The organism is Paenibacillus sp. FSL M7-1414 (assembly GCF_038003195.1).
Taxonomy (GTDB): domain Bacteria; phylum Bacillota; class Bacilli; order Paenibacillales; family Paenibacillaceae; genus Paenibacillus; species Paenibacillus amylolyticus.
Genome location: NZ_JBBOOS010000001.1, coordinates 3014197 through 3035654, shown reverse-complemented (window position 1 = coordinate 3035654; position 21458 = coordinate 3014197). Strand labels below are relative to the sequence as shown.

The following is a 21458-nucleotide window of genomic DNA, read 5'->3' as shown; positions in this document are numbered from 1 at the left end:
TGCGTATCACCTCTTCACATGTTCGAACACATCTATATAATCAGGAGCAATCCGATCACCATCAATCAGAAGATCACCAATCGTTTCCATAGCCACATCATTAATTTCATCCAGCAGAAGCGTAGGCATCGTTCCATATTGCTCAGCCAGACGCATCAGCTCCATATCTGGACTTGCACCAAGTAGAACATGAATCGTTTGCACCTGCTGTGGGGAGAGTTCCTTGGCAAAGAGCAGCCATTCCTCATCCAGATCAGCCTCAGCAGACTCGTCCCACTGCAACCTAATAGATTCTACTTGCGCTCCTGTTGCAATCTCTTCTGCGGATGGCTCCGACTCCATGGAACCTTCAGTTGGAGTGATCTCGTCCCTTGCTTCCAGTACATCGAATGGATTACTTGTAACATTTGCGTTGTTATCCTCTTCATCCTTCACTTCAGAAGGGTGATCATCCTCAATTGTAAGCGCCAATCGCACGTACTCACTTTCCTGCTGTAAAGATGCCAATTTCTCTGTATCAATACGAATCATCGGTTGTTCCACAGACTCCGCCTGCTCGATCGCATATGCTTTGTCCAGGTAACGTTCAATCAGATTTGCAAGTTCGGGTTCAAGAGTCTGTCCTCGCAATCGGCCTCTGAATCCAAGCAGTTCACGAAGTTTATTTTCAGTACATCGATAGATCCGCGTAACCATCTGCACAAATTCAGCCTGTTCACCTATGGGCATATATCTGAACGATACCGATCTTCCATAGATCCATTCATCATAGACTGCTTTGCGAAACAGAGTGCGCTCCATGGTGCGTTCATCGTTGGGATCACACTCAGGCAATAGTCCAACTTGTCGCGTACGTTCCAGGTACGAATCAACCAAGGCCATGACCCGCGGGATGTACTGCTCCATCACTTCTTTGCCGCCATCTCTGTAGAATTTACTGAGTGTAATATCGTAATCATAATATCTTTGCAGCATATTCAGCGATATATCCGATACATTATCCTGTAAAATACGTTGCAGCTCCCTATCCAGCATCTCTGCTGGCAGGTATCCGCCCGAAAGGCCCATGACCTCGGATAAGGACATTTCCATCTGATGGACCAGCACATAATCGACCATCCACTCTTGCATATATATATTTAATTGGGGCAACCGTTCACGGTAGTTCACCCATAGCTGCTTCAATTGATCATAACCATCCTGAGGATTCTGCCAGCCAATGCCGTTAATTAACTCGTAGATATGAACAAATAGATAGGACAGATCGGTATCCGGGTATCTCCCCTGACGCACTTCCTTCCTCCAAAACAAATACCACTTGCGCTGGGCTTCATTCATCACGCCATACGTTGGCCAGTAACTCATAAAGGGAACCCACGGGGATACATCCCCCTCCATCTCTGCCCACTGCTTTGCTTCCTCTACAAAACGTTTCTCTGAGGACAATATGCCTCCACGATGCTGCATCGTATCATGTGCAGACTGCACAATGGTTGAACGATCAGGAACCGGAACCGCTGCTGTTTCAGGTTCTTCACTCAGATCTATCTCCATAAATTCCAATTGTCTTGAGTTGTCTTTCATAGAACGTTATCTCACCCTCCTCCAAGACAGAATACGAACAAGTGTATCCATAGGGATCATTATATCACTTGTCCTGTGTCTGCGGTGACGAAATTTAGACATTCCTGGACACAAAAAAGAAGGCATTTCTGCCCTCTTTTCATCATGTCTATTTAGCTTTTCTCTGTCCTCTCCGTTATGTGTAAATGTATTATTTCAACTTATATAGTTTCCTTTTAATATATGAAATAAAGTCCGCCCTACGTATTAATCCACTGGTCCAATAGACGGAATGTCTCTGATGCGCTGTTTACCATATTGTCATGATCTTCTGGAGTGCTGATGGACTGCTGCAGCAAACCCGTAAACTCGCTCCATCTTGTTCTTGTCTCTGAGCCGTAAGCATTGAAATATTCCAAACCACGATCGGCCTCAATGGACAGGAACTGCGACAAACGCTTGGTCATGATCTGTCCACCGTTCGTGGACCCCTCAATTACATACAGATATCCGAACAAACGCGCAGGTGTTGAAATATCCGGTAGTTCTTCACAGAGCGGAAGTTGGCTGATTTCCTCTTCACTGGCACCCAGATTTCGTAAATCTTTTTCCAAAAGTCCAGCCTTGCCTCTAATCTCAATATCCAATCCCGTACTTTCCCAGAAAGGCTGTTGTACAGCCTGATCCTCCAGCGGTTTCAGGAATCCATAAAATTTCTCTAAATATGTTCTATATTCTTCTATAGTCACAGTTTGATTCATAATGGCTTTTGCATAAGGGTTCTGTTCTACTTGTCTGTGATAATGAGCTGTCTCGCTCTTCAGACGTTCCATAATAGTTGTTGCTGTCATCGTAGTTATCCCCTTTCACAATCTGTTCTATTGTTGCAAATGAATGCTGATCCTCAACTGATTCTCATTGTGCCTTAAAATAGAACTACTTGCGCTGCAATCAGCTCCATTTAAGACAAACAAAGACTCTATGTAAGTATACTTATTCTTGTTTGAGAAAACTATATGAATCCGTCATTGTTTTACGTTAGATTATTTCCCGCATTGTTATGATAACTTAGTTATAATTCATAGGATAAAAAAATAAAAAACGACCCCTGACGTCATTTTTGTCAGGAATCGTTTGATATAAAGATGATTTATTTGTTTATGGGATCGGACCCCGAACCCCAGTTTTTTAACTTGTGTAATAGACTGATTAGAGCCGGAAGCAAGATTGGAAGCATGACAAAACTTAGCAAAACCAATCCGATGATGACAGAAATAGCTACTTCAATCAGCGTAACAACACCGGAAGGAATTAGTGCGGCGAAGGTACCTCCCAATATTACTGCCGCCGAGATCACGACCCCTCCTATATTACGGGAAGCTTCCGTAATTTTATGAATTGGATCTCCTTCAATCTCACGATATTTCATCATGAGGAAGATACTGTAGTCCACACCAAGTGTAACAATCATGATCAGACTGAAGAAAGGAACGTTCCAGCTCAGATAGTCAACGCCAAGCGGGCCAACCATCAGCAATTCATTCAGACCAAGTGCCACATAATACGTCAGGAATAACGCACCTATAATGATTACAGTCTGCCAAAACGAACGAATAATGAACAAAAGTATCAATCCAATTCCAATCAGCATGATCATGGACGTCCGATTCAGATCACCTCCGGATAATTCTTTCATATCCAGGTTCTGTGAGGGTATGCCGCCCAGTGCCACTTTCGCCTCACTCAAATCCGTGCCAACCAAAGCCGTTTCCAACTGCTTGTTAAGATTTTGAACAACATCCATCGCTTCTTTCGAATATGGATTATCGGTCAAAATGATGGAGATTTCCGCTGTCTTCCGATCCGAAGACATATACATGTCGAGCGAACTTAGAAACTCTTCTCCTTTTAATACTTCTTCTGGAATGTAGAAGCTTTTCGCAGCATCAGACTGGCCAAGATGACCCAAATAATCTTTGGCATCACCAAGACCCTTCGACACATCTGAGAGTCCATTTGTACTTTCGATCAATCCGGATTTCAACTCACCCATTTTTTCCTGTAGATCGTTCAGACCGCTTAACAACTGACTCTGTCCTTCATTAATCTGACCCAGCCCATCTTTCACTTCCAATGTTTTACCTGCTATCTGCTTGGTTCCATTGGCTCCAGTGGCCAAACCTTTGGATAGCTCGCCAGCACCGTCTTCAAGCTGGCCGACACCTACAGCAACCTGAGTCAGCCCGCCACTAATTTGAGCCATTGACTCGTTGGCTTCCTTGAAAGAAACCATAGCCCCATTGTACTGCTGCATCAACGGGTCCAGCTGTATGTATAACGCGTTCAGTTCAGTTTGAGCCGCTTGAGAAATACTAATCACTTGTACAGCATCTTCTTCTTGTTGTAACTCAGGGTGATTCACAATTAGACGGGTCATGCTGCCTTCGATCTGAGCATAGGCATCAAGCGCTCCCTTAATAGCTGTCTTGATGCTTGTGAAAGTACCACTAAAGGAACCAAATCCCTGTTCAAGTTGCGTATACCCTTTTTGCAGATCATTGGCACCTTTAGACAGGACTCCAACCTTTTCTTTAAGGGTAGTAAGTCCGTTTTTCAGCGTCTCTGCCCCTTCTTCCCCATTATTCAGCCCATCAGATACCTGATTCATGGCGTCTCCCAATGCATTTACTCCAACTTGCAACCGGCTTGTCCCATCAATCAACAGCTGTACGTTACTTAAATCATTTGAAGATTGAAGCTGTCCAGCTGCAGAGGACAAACCTTCCTTAATTTCGCCCACACCATCGTTTGCTTTACCAATACCCTGATTAAGCTCCTCTGCTTGATCGTTAATATACAACTCTTTAATTTGGACTCCAGTTGGTCGAGTGACACTGTAAACCTCAGAGACACCTTCCACCTTGGACATCTTATCCGTCAGATCATCCAGTGCCTTCAGAAATGTCTGATTGTCCATTGCCTGCTCGGATTGCACAACCAATGTTGTTGGCGCTGAGAATCCTGGTGCATAATGCTCCATAATCAGATTAATCCCCTGTTTGGAATTGTAGTCATTATTGACTTCAAACAGATCATTATAACTTAGTCGATTACTGTAACTGAATAATAAAGGAACACTAATCACCGCAACCAGAATGATTGCCAGGAAAGGTCTTCGTACCGATTGGCGGGATAAAAATCCCCACAGTCGGCTGTCCGCATGGCCTTCGAATTTTTTCGATGGCCAGAACATTTTTTTGCCCATGACAACCATGAAGAACGGGTTCAACGTATTGAGGACGATAATGAGAACCGCTACTGCGATCGCCACCGCAGAGGTTGCCTGATATAACTGAAACTTGGCAAGCATGAGTGCAAGAAATCCGATGAATACAGCGATGCCGCTATACAATACGGTTCTGCCTGCTGTTTTAAATGTCGTTTTGGTCGCAAGAATCACATCGCCGTTTTGTCTACTTAGTTCCTCCTTGAATCTGGTATATAACAAGATATTATAATCCGTACCAATACCAAAGAGGATAACGACCATAAATATCTGAGTAAAGTTCGAGAACGGAAAGTTAAACCAATCTACAAGATATCCCACAATAGCTAATGAAACAACGTAAGATACACCTACCGTGAGCAGTGAAATAACAGGTATGATCGGCGATCTAAAAATAATAATCAGGATAACGAGGATGAAAATGATCGCGATAATTTCTGTTTTCTGCACACCGTCTTCAATCGATTTACCAAAATCATCATCGATCAGGTCAGCTCCCGTCAGATATGTATCCACATCAGGGATGGTTGTAGATTCTTTTAATAGACTAATCACTTCCGAAAGAGGAATATTCTCATCTTTAGTGACGGTGATTTGAGTCAGGATCGTGGTTTGGTCCTCGGATATAAGCCGATCGGCTTGCTCTTCACCATCCAGATGGCTTGTGATCGTCTCAATATTCAGTTGCTTTTTCTGATTTTTCAGGTTGGATAAAACGGATTCGATCTCCGTCTTTTGCTGGTTCGTTAATGCTTGTGTATCTTCTCCACTATTAAATACAGCAATGATGGAATAAGTATTCCCGCTATCCTTATCCATATCTTTCAACATAATCGCAGCAACCTGGCTTTGTGCCGTTTCAGGAATTGAAATCTGTCCTTTTTCTTTTACCAGTTGACCAAAATCAGGCATCGCCACTACAGAAACGAGAGTAATAAGTATCCAAAAAATCAGGGAAATCGTTCTGGGATTCGAAAGTTTATTCATGATTTATCTTCACACACCTTATGTCTAGTATAGGAATGAATATTCATTCCGTTTATGTTGTAAAAAAAGGCCAATAGAATCAATGGACTCTAATGGCATTCCACAGGCACTCCTCAAGCTGGTTCATTAGCTCCGGCGTCGCTTCCAGGAGACCTTTGTTAAAGTGTTCAAACAAATGAATGAAAGCACCGTAGACTATATTCATTAAAGCTTCTGTAGGCAGTATAAGAATGGCTCCTTGCTGCTGCCCCTTATGTATGCATTCATTCAGAAACCCCATAAATTCATTGACACTTTCCTTGCTCTCATCGTGAAAATGCAATGCATTACCCGTAGAATTAATAAACTTTAGGCGATCCGGGTCGGACTCTGCGAACTTGAACAATCCACGAAAAATATGATGAAACTGGTCTCGTACAGGTATCGGCTCATTCGGAAATCCCTGTTTTAAGGCATCAAGAAACTCCCTGATACTTTTCTGAAAAAGTTCATTCAACAATACTTCCTTGTTCGTAAAATAACGGTAAATAGTTCCTGCTCCCACCTGAGCCGAATCGGCAATCATCGGCATGGTTGTTGCATCGAATCCCCGCTGGGCAAAAAGCGTTAAAGCAGCTGCAAAAATATCATCTTTTTTGCTGCTTTTAGCCATGTGGCTATCCCTCCTTTATACAGGAATGAACGTTCATTCTGTAATGTTTGATTAGTATAACTCCTTTTGTCACTTCAAGCAAGACCTTTCTATTCTACTGTTTATTCTTCAAAATGATACAATAACTATAAAATCTATTATTTTGGAGGACTTATGTTCATGAATATAACCATTCAAGACATTATACAGTATCTCACAGCCCATGTAGAGTTACCGGAGAACACGGTAGATCGGCTGATTACTGGCTCGTCCGACCAAACGGTCACAGGTGTGTTTGTTACTTTTATGCCCACTCAACATGTCATTGAACATGCCGTACAACGTGGGGCCAATCTAATTATCACTCATGAATCCCCCTTCTACAACCATCACAGTCATACCGATTGGTTAGCCAATGATCCAGTTTATGAAACTAAAAGAAAGTTGATCGACGAAGCAGGCATTTCCATCTATCGATGTCATGATATCATCCACCGCTTCCAACCGGACGGCATTACCGAAGGACTGATTCAGACCTTGGGATGGTCCTCTTATGTGGAACAACGACTAGCGGAAGCAGACATTCTTTCTTTTCCGGAAGGAAGCACCGCCCAAGCTATTGCTCACCATGTGAAAAGTTCCCTGGGCATCGATTATGTACGCGTTGCAGGCAATGCGGAAATAGTCTGTAGACGTGCAGCGGTATTGGTAGGTTTTCGTGGCAATGGCCCTGTGACGATTCCCTTGATTCAGAATGAGCAATTGGATCTCATCATCGCTGGAGAAGGATTCGAATGGGAGACACCGGAATATATCCGTGATGCTGTGCAACAAGGCAAGTCCAAGGCATTGATCATGATGGGGCATGCAGAGAGCGAGGCTTCAGGAATGAAGCTATTAACAGACAGATTGACAGAACGTTTTCCTGAATTGTTTGTTCGTTTTATAGGCGAGAAGCCTGTGTACACTGTGATCTAATAGGATCATTGGATTTGTATGGAGAGGATCAGAATCTTCTAGCTGATTGCTTCTAATTTTCATTGCCTTATCCTACCCCGGAGTTTTGGATACTTACTATGCTCCGGGGACGCTGGGCAGACTCTCGTTTCAGTTCTTGGATAGCTAACGAACCTGACACACTCTATTTAGCGAATATTTGCCGATTTTTAAAAGTAACGAATCATAGACACCCTATTCCTCCATTCCCCCTGTTTTACCGCCTATTTCTACCCGACATAACCCATTTAACGTCGCTGAGATTCGTTAGATTTCTCAATTCAATCGGATCAGTACAATAAGGTGTCACTGGTTCGTTAGATTATGATGAAAAATGAGTACTGAGCACATATGCCACGCATCTTTTCATGCCCCATCTGGATTTCCCGAGTTCTTTATTGTACTCTAGATGCTGTGACTTCAAAGCTCAGGACATTTGTCCTTGGCGTTCAGAGTCAATTTATCATTTAATAATAGAAGTCGAAGTGATTGAATAAGGAGCGTACATATGAGAGGAATTATTTTTGCATTACTGGGCGGCGCGTGTATCACGCTCCAAGGGGTTGCCAATACTCGGATTAGCACCGACATGGGCACGTGGCAGGCCGCTACGATTACACAACTGACGGGATTCATCTTAGCGGCGCTGATCCTAATGTTTGTTAGAGACACCAACCTTCAAGGACTCAAACAAGTAAAACCTATGTACTTGGCTGGAGGTGCTTTTGGCGCCGTCATTATTTTCAGCGAAGTGACGGCCATTCAGCAAATTGGGGTTACATTTACGATCTCGGCTCTGCTCATTGCTCAGCTGTTCCTGACTTTTCTGGTGGATAGTAACGGATGGTTCGGCGTGGTAAAACAAAAGATGAAACTGCCGCAATTTCTAGGCATTGCCTTAATGGTGACTGGTGTCATTATTATGAAACTATAGTTTTTGGAGAAGGATTGAAACATATCGTCGGGGGTGAATCACAGCGTGCAAGAGATCCATAACGAGCAACAATTAATACAATATCTGAAGCAATATCAACTCGAAACTGTATTTCACGAGTCCCTGCGTACACATATGACGTTATGCCACTTTGAGAAGTGTGAACTGATCTGTCGTGAAGGGGAAACTTCCGAATATTTGTACGTACTGGTCGAGGGTAAAATCAAGATTTTCACCACCTCCGCTCAGGACAAAACGCTGGTGCTTTGTTTCAAAACACCGCTTGAAGTTGTCGGTGACATAGAATATGTCCGTGAAAGCGATATTGTTAATACGGTTCAGGCCGTGTCACCTGTGGTGATGCTTCGCATTCATTATCAATGGCTTGCTGAGCTTGCTAGCGATTATGCACCTTTACTTAAATTTTTGCTTAAAATCATCTCACACAAATTCTACATTGACTCGAACTTTTCCAATTTCAACCTGATGTATCCCGTTGAGGTTCGTCTAGCCAGCTACCTACTCTCCATTTCGACAGAAGAAGCGGGCAACGTCGTTCATGAAGAGCTGGACGCGTTCAATCTGACCGACATCGCGAATCTGATCGGCACCAGTTACCGACACCTGAACCGGGTCATCCAGAAGCTCTGTGCAGACGGGTTAATTGAACGACATCAGGGGTTGATTATGATCAAGGATCGAGCGGGTCTAAGGGAAATAACAGGTCACAATATTTATGAATAAGGAGTTCAACAACCATGTTAATCACAGGTATTTCGCTTGCACTACTGGCAGGTGCACTTGTCAGTCTGCAAACGATTTTTAATAGCAAAGTCAATGAACGCACCGGTTCATGGTCCACAACAACGATGGTGCTTTTCACCGGATTCATTGCTTCGTTCCTCATCTCTCTGCTAGTGGAGGGCAAAAATACATTCAGCTTCCAGCATATGCAGCCCTGGTACTGGCTCAGTGGAGCCATCGGCGTTGGCGTGGTCTTCTGTCTCGTGCAAGGGATGAAGCTGCTTGGTCCCACATATGCCATCTCGATCGTACTGACGTCCCAATTGAGTTTTGCGCTACTATTTGATTCCATGGGATGGCTCGGTCTGGAGCAAATTCCTTTTTCGTGGAATCAGCTGTTCGGTGTACTTGTCATTGTTGGGGGAATTGTGTTATTCAAGTTCGGTGGAAGTAAATCGGAAAAATCAGAGCAGTCCCCTGGAACAATTCAGTCTGACTCATAAACAAACAAAAAAAGAGTGTCCGTCCAATCCCGCAGATTGGTCAGACACTCTTTTTATGCAATCAAACCACGTATCGCCTCGTTATCTTAAACGAACTCTACGTTATGGTAGACTTGCTGAACATCTTCAAGGTCCTCAAGCGCATCGATCAGTTTCTCGAACTGAGCTTGTGCATCCTCTGGAAGTTCAATATGGTTTTGCGCAAGCATCGTCAGCTCGGCTACTGTGAACTCAGTAATACCCGCAGCTTTGAATGCTTCTTGTACAGCGTGGAATTGATCCGGTTCTGCATATACAATTACAGCATCGTCTTCGTCCACGATATCACGTACATCCACATCTGCTTCAAGCAAAAGTTCCAGTACTTCCTCGGAGTTTTTGCCTTCTATACCAATAACCGCTGTTGGATCAAACATGTAAGCAACAGAACCACTGACACCCATGTTGCCAGCGTTTTTGTTAAACGCAGAGCGCACTTCAGGCGCTGTACGATTCACATTGTTGGTGAGTGCATCAACGATGACCATCGCACCATTCGGTCCGAAGCCTTCATAACGCAGCTCTTCATAATTCTCATCCCCGCTGCCTTTTGCTTTTTCCATCGCACGATCAATGATGGCTTTGGGTACATTATACGTTTTGGCACGTTCCAGCACGACTTTCAGTGCACGGTTCGCTTCCGGGTCCGGTTCGCCCTTCTTGGCAGCTACATAGATCTCAACGCCGAATTTAGCGTAGACCCGGCTCGTGTTTGCATCTTTTGAAGCTTTCTTTTCCTTGATATTATTCCACTTACGACCCATATCGTTTCCGCTCACTTTCAACATTTAATCTGCTTTCTACTATGCCATTATATCTTGTTGAGCGTACTTCAACAAGTTAATACACACGAAATAATGGGAATAACTGCGGTGATTATCCATCTCCATTTGAAGATTAGCTTCAGTTTATCCTCTCATAAATCTCTCAGCAGCAACTAACGTTACCTCTATTCACTCCATATATAGCAGACAAGAAGCACCCCATAAAGGAATGCTTCCGCCCTAAATCAGTCCTAATTTCAGTTATCTTACTCGGTCAATTAAGCGTGAAATTGTCGACCATCCAACACTTCAGGAACATAACCCGCACGAATGACAAAGTCTCCGAAATGTTCCCCTTCATTGCGCTCCTTGGCATACTGATTCACCATTGGAGTTAACGTGTCCAGAATCTCAGTTTCACCAATGTTTTCTTTGTACAGCTTATTCAAGCGATGTCCAGTGAAGCTGCCACCGAGATACATATTGTATTTCCCTGGTGCTTTACCGATAAATGAAATCTCTGCCAGCATAGGTCTTGCGCATCCGTTCGGGCAGCCGGTCATCCGAATGACAATTTCTTCGTCTCTCAGCCCGGCTTCGTCGAGTACAGGCTCCAGTTTGTCGATCAGGGACGGCAAGTAACGTTCGGACTCAGCCATCGCAAGGCCGCAGGTCGGAAACGCAACACAAGCCATTGAACTTCTGCGCAGCGCTGAGTAATGTGCACCATCAGTCAGATTATATTGCTGAATGAGTGCTTCAATCTTTTTCTTTTTCTGGCTGCTAATATTACCGATGATTAGATTTTGGTTCGCAGTCAGACGGAAATCACCCGTATGCACTTTGGCAATTTCACGTAAACCCGTCATGAGAGGATATCCATCAACATCCTTTACACGACCATTCTGAATGAACAGCGTGTAGTGCCATCTGCCATTATTACCTTTTACCCAACCATATCGATCTCCGTTAGTCTCAAAATGATATGGACGTGCCGCATCCAGTTTCCATCCCAGACGGGTGGTCAGCTCTTCGACAAACCACTCCACACCACGATCATCCAGCGTATATTTGAAACGAGCATGTTTACGAACTGCACGATCTCCATAATCACGCTGAATCATAACTGTTTTCTCTGCCACATCAATCATTTGCTCCGGCGTACAGAAACCAATGACTTTGGACACCTGAGGATAGGTTTTGGCGTCACCATGAGACATCCCCATCCCACCACCAACGGAAACGTTGAAGCCTTGCAACTTGCCATTCTCCACAATAGCAATAAAGCCAAGATCCTGTGAATAGACGTCCACATCATTGGATGGTGGTACAGCAATACCGATTTTGAACTTCCGTGGCAAATACACTTTGCCATAGATTGGTTCAACTTCTTCGTCCGAGTCCTGGGAATCAACCACTTTCTCTCCGTCCAGCCACAGCTCATGATAAGCCCGGGTCCGAGGGTCCAAATGATTGCTCACCTGACATGCCCACTCATACACTTCAGCATGCACATCAGATTGATTCGGATTCGGGTTACACATCACGTTACGGTTTACGTCACCACATGCAGCCAGTGTGCTTAACAACGAATCGTTCACTTCGCGAATGGTGTTTTTAAGATCCCACTTCAGTACGCCATGCAGTTGGAAAGACTGACGTGTAGTCAGACGAATCGTCTCATTCGCATATTTATGCGCTACCCGATCCATCATCAACCACTGCTCCGGGGTTACAATCCCACCGGAAGCACGCACACGTAACATGAATTGGTATGCAGGCTCCAGCTTGGATTTGTGACGCTCGTTACGCAGGTCACGGTCATCCTGCATATAACTACCGTGGTGTTTCATCAGACGGTTGTCGTCCTCTGGAATAGCCCCCGTGATACGATCAGCCAACGTTTCGGTCAGACTTCCGCGCAAGTAATCACTTTTGATCTTTATATCTTCCACATCGCTATTCGTGCGCTGTGGGTTAAGTAAGTTATTATAAACCATGCTGCTTTCTCCTCTCGTCTCTGCGGGATGGTGCAATCCGGCTGGGCCGGTGATTAATAGACGTCCCGCTGATAACGTTTCTCCTGCTGTAACCGTGTCAGATATTCCGATGCCTGCTCAGGCGATAAACCGCCTTCTTGTTCAAGAATCGTGGTGAGCGCAGCATGCACATCATGTGCCATTTTTTTCTCGTCACCACAGATATATACGCTTGCACCTTCCTGAAGCCACTGGTACAGTTCTTTGCTGTGTTCCAGCATGCGATGTTGTACATACACTTTCTGTTCCGTATCACGTGAAAAGGCTACATCCATCTTCGTGAGCACACCATCTTTGAGCCAACGTTGCCATTCCGTCTGGTACAAGAAGTCCGTGGCGAAATGCTGATCTCCGTAGAACAGCCATGTCTTGCCCTCTGCTCCTGTCTCTTCACGCTCACCAAGGAAAGATCTGAACGGCGCCACACCTGTACCTGGGCCAACCATGATGATCGGTGTATCCGGGTTCTCAGGCAGCTTAAAATTCGGGTTATGCTGTATATATACAGGCAAGGTGTCGCCAGCTTCGATTCGTTCAGCCAGATGTACCGAGCATACACCGTAACGTTCTCTGCCACGTGCTTCATAACGTACCGAACGAACAGTAAGATGAACTTCATCCGGGAAAGACTTCGAACTACTCGCTATGGAGTATAGACGTGCCGGAATTTTGCGAAGAGCAGCTACAAATTCTCCGGCAGGAATCCCTTTCAGATTATAATCATGAACCAGATCCAGCAGATCACAGCTATTCATGACCGTGCGGAATTCGGAATCATCTGCGAGTAACGCTGTCAGGCCACTCCCAGGATTCAGTTTCGCAAGTTGTTCCACGACCGGTTTCGTCACCGCTGTAATTTCAAAATAACGCAGCAACGCTTCTTGCACAGATGTCTGATCGCCATTTTTATTCACGGTCACGCGTTCATCGGCATTCCATCCCATGGCTGCAATCAATTCATCTACAAGGCGCGGATGATTCTCAGGGAATACCCCAAGGCTGTCACCTGGCTCGTAATCCAGGCTGGAACCTTCCAAAGACAACTCAATGTGGCGTGTTTCACGGTCCGATCCTCTGCCATTCAGATTGAGATTCTCCAACACTTCAGCCTTAAATGGATTCGTACGATCATATTCGGATTCTCCGCTGCTCACCGCAGCTGTAACAGCCTCCGTGGTTACCGTACTCGCAGCAGCAGATGTACTGCTTAAGGATGCCAGTACTTCATTCATCCACTCCGCAGCTGCTTCATCAAAATCAACATCACAGTCCACGCGTGGTACAAGGGCTGTACCACCTAATTCCTGCAATCGTTTATCGAAGTCCTTACCTGTCTGACAAAAGAACTCATAGGAGGTATCTCCCAGAGCCAACACCGAGTAACGAAGTCCTTCAAGCTTTGGAGCCCGTTTGCTGTTCAGGAATTCATGCAGCGGAATCGCATTATCTGGTGGTTCGCCTTCGCCATGCGTACTGACGATAATGAGGAGATTTTCAATTTTCTTGAGTCCGTTCGGTTTGAAATCCCCCATCGATGACAACGTTACCTGAAGACCTTGCTCTTCAAGTTTCTTGGCCAGCTTTTTCGATAGGCCACTGGAATTCCCGGTTTGTGAACCAAAAAGCACGGTAACTTCCCGGGATACTGGCGGAGCACTGACAGGTGCAATACCTGTAGCTGGTGCAGCCTGTACCAGGTTAGCTGGAGCTGTTATTGTCGCGCTTGCCTGAATTGCTGCAATATATCCGCTCAACCAAGTACGTTGTCCATCGGTCAATGTAGGAATAAGACGATTAAGCAGTTCAACTTGTTCTTGATTAAAAGGGCTGTTTGTCACTTGAAGTTCCACTGTTTGCCACCTCGCGCATTGCTTCGATTTTAATTCCGACTAAAATCATCACATTAATTTAATTTCTTCTCTCTAAAACCTAACACACCGGGTGTTGAGGGTCAATTTCAATGATTTTATAGCATTTATCAGTTTCGCTGATAAAGGACAAAAAACAACAAAAACCCTCCTTTTCAAATCAAGGACGGTTTTTGTTTTAATTTTAATTTGGCGGCCAGCTCAAGTTGAAGTTGAAAGTGGAATATAGTCACTAAAATGATCTCCAAGCACTCTGCTTTTATCTCCGTATACTCTGTCCAAGTGATTCTCTCCCCATAGACATATGCGGTCAATGATGTCCTGCAGTGTCAAGCCGTACTCTGTCATCTCATACTCTACCTTGGGCGGAATCTGAGGATGAATGATCCGATGGATGATTTCATTCTTTTCCAGTTCACGCAGCTGCTGGGTTAAGACCTTCTGGGTAATGCCAGGAATGGCTCTGCGAAGTTCGCTTGTTCGTTTTTTACCTGATATCAGCTGATGCAGAATAAGTATCCTCCATTTTCCACCGACTAGTTCCAGCATTGCCTGCACACCACTCTCATATTTTTTCATTTCTTGTTCCACTTGTACTCCCCCATAATTCACATATATGTATATCCGTTATTAAAAGTAACCGAAGAACCCCAAAGTATCTACAGCACTCTCAGGTGCGTACTTCTCAAGAAGATGTCATGAAACTTATAATAACATTGGTCAGAATGTTTAACCAAAATAAAAAGAAAAAAGGATGGTTACTCCTACATGAAAGTTAAACTGGTCGTTACTCACCCAAGACAGGATTCCCTAACATTTGCCGTGATGAATCGTTTTATAGAAGGTATGCAGGAGAATTCCCATGAAATCGATATCCTCGATCTATATCATGACGGATTCGATCCCCTATATCGTGTAGAAGATGAGCGAGACTGGCAAAATCCCGATAAACAGCATGCCCCTGGGATTCGCAAAGAGCTGGATCGTGTGCTTGCTGCTGATGCCATTGTATTTGTTTTCCCGGTCTGGTGGTACAACGTTCCCTCCATGCTCAAAGCTTATCTGGACAAGGTATGGAACATGGGGCTGCTGAACAAGGCAAACTCCAAAAAGGCACTGTGGATTGCACTAGCTGGGGGGACGGAGGCTTCATTCCATAAATACGACTATTACAACATGATTTCGAATTATCTGAATAACGGTATCGCGGGTTATGCAAGAATGCAGGAATCACGAGTCGAATTCCTCTATGAAACCATTTCAGAATCCAAAGAACATATTGAAAGCTTGCTGGAGCAAGCATACCAAATCGGCAAACATTACAATTAACAATTCGCAGAAATTACAGATAACATTCGTAGACATTACAGATAACAACTGTAAAACGACGTGAAGATACATGTTCGTTGAGTAAATTACTTTTCGCCCATGGCTGGCTTATAATTAAGAAGGCTTACTCCAACCTGGGCTCCAGGTCAAAGTAAGCCTTCTTTTTCACGCGCTACGATTCTGGTGTATCATCATTTCTTCCATACCAGTTTGCTCATCATCGCATATAACAACGTAGCCGATTCGGCTCGGGTTGCTTCGGCAAGTGGTTTCACCTCACCGTTGTACCCGTGGGCGATGCCCAGATCCACAAGTAATGCCACACTATCCCGGGCATAAGAGCGAATCTCGGAAGCGTCGCGGAAACGAGTAAGGTTATCTGTTCCAGCCTTCTCGGAGTCAACCAGTCCAGCCGTTGCAAGTGCGCGAACTGTTAATGTCATCATCTCTTGACGAGTGATCGTGGACTCTGGCAAGAAGCGCCCGTCACCTGTACCACTGGTGATACCTAGCGAACGCGCAGCTGTAACGGCTTGGTAATATGGAGCCTTTTCGTTTACATCAGAGAACGCATTCCCGGAAGAAGCATTCAAGCCCAGCGCAGTCATCAACCACTGCATGTATTGGCCGCGGGTCATCTCCTGTTTTGGATGTAACTGCGTGGAATCACCACTTGCCTCAGCATCAATTACACCTCTAACAGCCAAAGCCTCCATTGCTTTCTTGGCCCACTGCACTTCTGCAAGATCTGCGAATGTCTGCTCAACAGGCACAACAGCATAATTTCCTGTGAGTGATGTTACGGAAAATACAAGTTGCCCGCTGTTTGGATCGTAGTAACTTTGCGGTAATGGAGTTGCCACACCGTTCGCGCCGATAGCAAATGCTACAATCCGATCCTGCTGAGCATTTTGTGAGGATTGGAAAGGCAGACGAAGTATCAATTCGCTTTCCGATGGCCATGGTTGACCATCCAGTTGAAGTTCAAGCTGGACTCCATATTGCGTGCCGAGCTGATCTGCGAATGTTTTTGCCAACTCTGTTCTGACCAATCGGATTGATGCAATCCCATCACCAACGATATCCTTCATTAACAGTGTCGCAGGAAGCTCCAACATTCCCAGCTCTGTAACAATGTTGAACACATGTGACTCACCCTGACCTATCAACACAGAGGCAGGCAGAGACAATTCATATGCCGTTGCTCCCGAAACCGGCTTCAGCCGAAGTTCGACCAAGCGCTGGCCCGCATCTGTTGAGGGGGCAACTTTAAAAGCATCTTTAATCGTTGAAACATCCACGTTGGACTGCACTACACCCTTCTGATCTGACTGTCCCTGCAACTCCAGAACAGAACGGTCCTTCTCCGGTTTAGGTTGTGGTACCGCATTCTCTGCACTTGGGTTACCACTTCCTGATTGTCCACCATTGCTGGATGAACCAGAACCATTTCCTGGATTTCCACCGGAATTGCCGCCTGGATTACCGCCCGAACCAGGGTTGCTTCCGGGGGAAGGCACAGATGGCAACACCTTCACCGTCAACGGTATAGTCAGGGCTCTACTGTCGTCAGAAGTTCGAGTAATTTCCAACTGCAGGGTTACTGTTGTTTCCTTAGATGGTGGGATAATCGTTCCATCAGTTTGAATGACCGACGGTACCGAACTGGAAGCGATCTTCACCGTGAAACCTTGCGGCACGGAAGGGAACTTCAGTTTTTTTGCACCTGCGGAAGGCTGTTCCAACGCTGTAATGCTTGTGGCTACATCAGCAGCGCTCTGCTGAGCCGTGTGCACCTGATAAGCGGAAGATACACCTCGCACCGATTGCCCCGTGGCATCCAAAGCCTCTACTTTGTAATAATATTCCGTGCCGGGGTTCAGTTCACTGTCCGTGTACTCCCGTCCATTGCCGCTGTAGACCATCTTATACTCACCTTGCTCACGATCTGAGCGGTAGAGCTTGTAGCTTGCTGCACCAAGATGAGCATCCCAGCGAAGCGTTGCGCTCGTTGAATCCAACGTATCAGCATTAAGGCCAGCACTATCATTTACAGGTGGCGCGGCGTCAGGTTTAACGATCATAATCCAGCTAATCATCGGGTCCTGCGATGCCGTATTGCGCACGGTCAACTCCAGCTTGTTGTCCGACACACTGATGCCTTTGTTGGCTCTAACGCTGGCAGGCGTAAAAGTAACTGCTCCGGTATTGGTGCCATTGATGATGAAATTCGCTCTGCGCGATGTATTGCTCCACGGATCGTTGAATCCGGCGTAGACATCGTATGTCCCGTTTGGCACATCAAATCTATAGGTTAAGTCCGTGCCTTTAGGAGAATTGCTGACATTTCCACCGTTCAGATAACGTACGGTCGAGAATATATCCCCGCCATTCGAACCGGATGCCAGTGCATCTGCGCTGACATAACCCCAATTACGTCCCTCAGCCGGAGCGTACATCTGATCCGCCGTTTCCGGGTTGGCAAGCGTTCCTTTCATATAAGCACCCATGAGACTGTAATCAGCCGTTTCGTAACCTCCGCTATTCACGAAATATAGTGTATTCTCCGGAATGACATTTACGCGAACTGCCTGCTTTTTGTTGTTATATTCCGGTGTCGTTACCTGTAATGTGAGCGGTCCTGGCTTAGCAAAATCTTCTACCGTCATCTCCCGGTTATCAATCGTCCATACTGCTGGCGTTGATACCAGTGCTCCACCGTCGCGCACATTCAATGTTGTTGGCAGGGATGGTACTTTGCCTAACGCCACGGCTTCTGGCAACGGATCAGCAATATCTACCTTTCCCATCGAATTCAGCAGATCAGGTGTCCAACTGTTATACCACTTGATCGCGATGTCGGAGCCTATTCCAAACTCAATTGGCAAGAACACGTATTTTGCAGCGTCATTCGAGAAATTGCCACCATTCCACGTATCCCCCACGTAAATGAACTTGCCTTTTTCCGGATCGACCGGAATGACGGATGTGGTCTGTGTGCCAAATGCCTTGCCTGGATCCGGATCGGTTGGCAATGTACGCACGAACGGATTGGTCTGCGTTGACCATGGGCCAAAAATGTTATCCGCCACCGTCACTTTGTTTTCGTTAGGGGCCCAACCGGAAGCTCCGGAAGTCAAAATATAATATTTCCCCTGATACTTGAACATCGCCGGTGCTTCACGTTGCCCTCCCGGGAACACACGCACGTAATCTACGCCGTATTCCGCCTGATAGGTGGAATCACGTACCGGATTGCCTTTGTCATCCGTTCGTCCTTCCTTATGCCACCCTGTTACGTCACTGTAGTCTTCATTCAGTTTGGAGATATAGAGCGTCAGGTTTTCTTCGCTGGAGTAGATCAGATAACCGGTACCGTCATCGTCCTTGAACAACGTCATATCACGTGCCATCCCCCGGTCGCTTGGGAAGTAATCTTTCTCTCCTTCGGGGGTTCTGTCCATCCGGTAACTCTTCTGATACACAAAAGGCCCTGTTGGAGAGACGCTGATCGCGTAACCTGCTCGCGCTTTACCATAGTTCGCATTATTGTTGTACGGGTCCTTGTCTCCGTCCATATGGGCCCACATCACGTATTTCTTTGTTTTGTCGTTGTAGATGACCTTTGGTCGTTCAATGATCCGTCCTTTGCGAATATCTGCCCAGATATCCACGCGGTCCTCACGCCCCGCATACAATTTGGAGATCAACGGGTCATGGTCAAAATCATCCATGGATTGAAGTGTCGTTAGAGCCATGCCCTCGTCTTTCCAGTTCATCAGATCCTTGGATGAATACACACGCACACCAACAGCTGGCCAGCCGCCCTTATGATATTCGCCATACCAGTAATAAGTCTCCGTCTGTTCATCATAGAAAAAGCCAGCCCCATGCGCATCAATCGGCTTCCCGTCCAGATCTGGCCACAATTGTCCTGGTGTAATGCTTGTGCGAACTGTGGCAACACCATGCGGTGCGGATGCTGGAGAAGTTACGCCGTCCACGGTCGCCTGGATGATGTAAAAATATCCTGTGCCCATCGTCAGACCGCTATCGTTATACGTGTTTTCTTTGCCACTATAGACCTGCTGATACGTACCCGTAGCACTGGTTGAACGGGATAGGGTATACGTTACATCAGATCCTGGCAAGACATTCCACCCCAGAGAGATTGATGTGTCCGTCACAGCTGTGGCAGCGAACTCTGCTGGAGAGTCAATGGAGTATGTCGTGGCTTCTGCAACAGTGAATGCTGACTCACCAGCTGCGTTATAGGCTGTTACGCGATAGCTGTAGCTGGTGCCCGGCTCAAGTGCATTATCCGTGAATGTGAGCCCTTTCCCTTCGTATATCTGCTCGTATTGCTCACTGCCAGCTTCGGCCCGAACCACGCGATAACCCGTTGACTTGTCCACGGCGGACCAAGATAGCTTCACACTCATGGCATTGAGTGCTTCGGCCTTTAATTCGCCAGGAGCCTGTGGTGCCGCCGCAGTCGTCCGAACTTCCAGCGGACCAGTCCATAATGATTCGGTTAGGCCTCCGTATTCATAAGCGAGCCTGTAATAATACACCGTATCCCCGCTCAATTCTTCATCCATGTGTTCCAAAGTTCCGGTACTGGTTACCAGAGAATAACCGCCTTCAGGCGTAGAGGAACGGTACAAGCGATAGGCTGAAGCTCCCGCGATTTCAGACCATTGCAGTGAAACCGAAGAAGCCGTCTGCTCAGCAATAGAGAGCTGAATATCGTTCCCCGGCGGTTGCTCGGCAATGGTCACGTCATCTGCATGTACCGACTGCCACTTATTCCGAATGCCCACAGTACCTGACCCGTATGTAGGATCGACCAGATCAAATACCAACCGATCGGAGCCGTTTTCCGCGATATACCCGCGAATGGTGGTACCTGATAACACCACTTTGAGCGTGTACCATGTATCTTTGGCAAAAGCATAGTCCACCGTTTTCAAAGTTGTGTCTGATCCGTTCACCCGTTTGGAGAAAACGAGTTTATTATTGGGAACCTGCATTTGAAAATAGTAAAAGTTGCTCTTATCCTGAAACCGCGGCAATATTCCCGGATACCCCTGACCGGCTCCCGTGTAAAAGCGCATGGACACGGTCATGTCCGACATGGAGTCTCCAGTAGAGATGATGCCTTCATTGGTATCGCTCTGGAAAAGCGTAAAGTTGGACGCATCTGTCGGGTCAGCGAACACTTCCCAGTTGCCTGAGCTTACGTTCCACGCGGGTGATTCCGTGAAATTCCCATCCGAAAAATCGTCCTGCAACAACGTGGCGGGTATACTGCTCAGATCGGCATACGCCTTACTCGGTAGCATCAACGGTCCCGAAGACAGCGCAAGTGTTGCTGATAACATAAATATCATGGGTTTCCTGAGTTTATCCAATGTTCATTCTCTCCTTTGGCATGAAAGATGAAAGCATGGTTCATGTATGCGCGGTGTTGTTGTTCAGCCTATCCTCAGCAACCAGTGGTCAGTAACGAGCTTTTGTCCACCCCTTATTTTAATGAAACCGGTTTCATTGGAGTGCAAAAAAAAGACCCGTCTTCCCTTCTAAGTGCAATGATACCCATACGGAATACCGTGTTTTCTTTGCCCCTATGCAGTGAAACAGGTTTTTAATATATAAATGTAATCGCTTTCCTGAATTATATTATTGCCTTATTCAAGCTGTCAACTGTGAATTGGGCTCAAACATTTTTCGTTAAAACCACGCAAAAAAGACGCGAGTTCTGCCTGTTTTGCA

The 21458-nt window shown here is 45.9% G+C and carries 14 protein-coding genes; 5 read left to right on the top strand and 9 right to left on the bottom strand.

What is annotated here, in order from left to right; translation table 11 throughout:
- Positions 1-6: 6 nt before the first annotated feature.
- The 4 genes from MHH92_RS13335 to MHH92_RS13320 form a co-directional block, all read right to left on the bottom strand.
- A complete protein-coding gene (locus MHH92_RS13335) occupies positions 7-1584 on the bottom strand; it encodes a TerB N-terminal domain-containing protein (RefSeq protein ID WP_340904167.1) in 1578 nt (525 codons plus the stop codon).
- 239 nt (positions 1585-1823) lie between these two features.
- Positions 1824-2414 carry a biliverdin-producing heme oxygenase gene (locus tag MHH92_RS13330; protein ID WP_340904166.1) on the bottom strand — a complete coding sequence of 197 codons (591 nt, stop codon included), beginning with the start codon at positions 2412-2414 and terminating at the stop codon, positions 1824-1826.
- A 299-nt stretch (positions 2415-2713) separates the two neighbouring features.
- Complete coding sequence (locus tag MHH92_RS13325) at positions 2714-5836, bottom strand: MMPL family transporter (protein WP_340904165.1); 3123 nt, start codon at positions 5834-5836, stop codon at positions 2714-2716.
- A 79-nt stretch (positions 5837-5915) separates the two neighbouring features.
- Positions 5916-6488 carry a TetR/AcrR family transcriptional regulator gene (locus tag MHH92_RS13320; protein WP_017688759.1) on the bottom strand — a complete coding sequence of 191 codons (573 nt, stop codon included), beginning with the start codon at positions 6486-6488 and terminating at the stop codon, positions 5916-5918.
- A gap of 159 nt (positions 6489-6647) precedes the next feature.
- Between MHH92_RS13320 and MHH92_RS13315 the strand changes: the two genes are divergently transcribed.
- The 4 genes from MHH92_RS13315 (at position 6648) to MHH92_RS13300 (ending at position 9644) form a co-directional block, all read left to right on the top strand.
- A complete protein-coding gene (locus MHH92_RS13315) occupies positions 6648-7445 on the top strand; it encodes a Nif3-like dinuclear metal center hexameric protein (protein ID WP_340904160.1) in 798 nt (265 codons plus the stop codon).
- Between the two features lie 526 nt (positions 7446-7971).
- Positions 7972-8397 (top strand): DMT family transporter, encoded by a 426-nt coding sequence (locus tag MHH92_RS13310; protein ID WP_036608521.1) that lies wholly within the window; start codon positions 7972-7974, stop codon positions 8395-8397.
- Between the two features lie 45 nt (positions 8398-8442).
- Positions 8443-9141, top strand: coding sequence for a Crp/Fnr family transcriptional regulator (locus tag MHH92_RS13305; RefSeq protein ID WP_340904159.1), 699 nt, complete (start codon positions 8443-8445; stop codon positions 9139-9141).
- Between the two features lie 14 nt (positions 9142-9155).
- Entirely contained in the window at positions 9156-9644 is a 489-nt protein-coding gene (locus MHH92_RS13300) for a DMT family transporter (protein WP_340904157.1), read from the top strand.
- An 86-nt stretch (positions 9645-9730) separates the two neighbouring features.
- Here the strand turns inward: MHH92_RS13300 and MHH92_RS13295 are convergent, their stop codons facing one another.
- From MHH92_RS13295 to MHH92_RS13280, 4 genes are all read right to left on the bottom strand, one after another.
- Complete coding sequence (locus tag MHH92_RS13295) at positions 9731-10447, bottom strand: YebC/PmpR family DNA-binding transcriptional regulator (protein WP_036608916.1); 717 nt, start codon at positions 10445-10447, stop codon at positions 9731-9733.
- A 278-nt stretch (positions 10448-10725) separates the two neighbouring features.
- A complete protein-coding gene (cysI, locus tag MHH92_RS13290; protein ID WP_315373188.1) occupies positions 10726-12447 on the bottom strand; it encodes an assimilatory sulfite reductase (NADPH) hemoprotein subunit in 1722 nt (573 codons plus the stop codon).
- 53 nt (positions 12448-12500) lie between these two features.
- Positions 12501-14336 carry an assimilatory sulfite reductase (NADPH) flavoprotein subunit gene (locus tag MHH92_RS13285; protein WP_340904154.1) on the bottom strand — a complete coding sequence of 612 codons (1836 nt, stop codon included), beginning with the start codon at positions 14334-14336 and terminating at the stop codon, positions 12501-12503.
- A gap of 219 nt (positions 14337-14555) precedes the next feature.
- Positions 14556-14945: a winged helix-turn-helix transcriptional regulator gene (locus tag MHH92_RS13280; protein WP_339187782.1), complete on the bottom strand. Its 390-nt coding sequence runs from the start codon at positions 14943-14945 to the stop codon at positions 14556-14558.
- A gap of 177 nt (positions 14946-15122) precedes the next feature.
- Between MHH92_RS13280 and MHH92_RS13275 the strand changes: the two genes are divergently transcribed.
- Positions 15123-15683 carry an NAD(P)H oxidoreductase gene (locus MHH92_RS13275; RefSeq protein WP_340904151.1) on the top strand — a complete coding sequence of 187 codons (561 nt, stop codon included), beginning with the start codon at positions 15123-15125 and terminating at the stop codon, positions 15681-15683.
- Positions 15684-15874: 191 nt separating this feature from the next.
- On the opposite strand, the gene MHH92_RS13270 is transcribed toward MHH92_RS13275, so the two are convergent.
- Positions 15875-21097 carry an S-layer homology domain-containing protein gene (locus MHH92_RS13270; protein WP_340904149.1) on the bottom strand — a complete coding sequence of 1741 codons (5223 nt, stop codon included), beginning with the start codon at positions 21095-21097 and terminating at the stop codon, positions 15875-15877.
- Positions 21098-21458 lie beyond the last annotated feature (361 nt).

Excerpts from the sequence above, each read along its gene's own strand:
- MHH92_RS13335 (WP_340904167.1), bottom strand. The coding sequence starts at position 1,584 with ATGAAAGACAACTCAAGACAATTGGAATTTATGGAGATAGATCTGAGT.
- MHH92_RS13330 (WP_340904166.1), bottom strand. The coding sequence starts at position 2,414 with ATGACAGCAACAACTATTATGGAACGTCTGAAGAGCGAGACAGCTCAT.
- MHH92_RS13325 (WP_340904165.1), bottom strand. The coding sequence starts at position 5,836 with ATGAATAAACTTTCGAATCCCAGAACGATTTCCCTGATTTTTTGGATA.
- MHH92_RS13320 (WP_017688759.1), bottom strand. The coding sequence starts at position 6,488 with ATGGCTAAAAGCAGCAAAAAAGATGATATTTTTGCAGCTGCTTTAACG.
- MHH92_RS13315 (WP_340904160.1), top strand. The coding sequence starts at position 6,648 with ATGAATATAACCATTCAAGACATTATACAGTATCTCACAGCCCATGTA.
- MHH92_RS13310 (WP_036608521.1), top strand. The coding sequence starts at position 7,972 with ATGAGAGGAATTATTTTTGCATTACTGGGCGGCGCGTGTATCACGCTC.
- MHH92_RS13300 (WP_340904157.1), top strand. The coding sequence starts at position 9,156 with ATGTTAATCACAGGTATTTCGCTTGCACTACTGGCAGGTGCACTTGTC.
- MHH92_RS13295 (WP_036608916.1), bottom strand. The coding sequence starts at position 10,447 with ATGGGTCGTAAGTGGAATAATATCAAGGAAAAGAAAGCTTCAAAAGAT.
- cysI (WP_315373188.1), bottom strand. The coding sequence starts at position 12,447 with ATGGTTTATAATAACTTACTTAACCCACAGCGCACGAATAGCGATGTG.
- MHH92_RS13275 (WP_340904151.1), top strand. The coding sequence starts at position 15,123 with ATGAAAGTTAAACTGGTCGTTACTCACCCAAGACAGGATTCCCTAACA.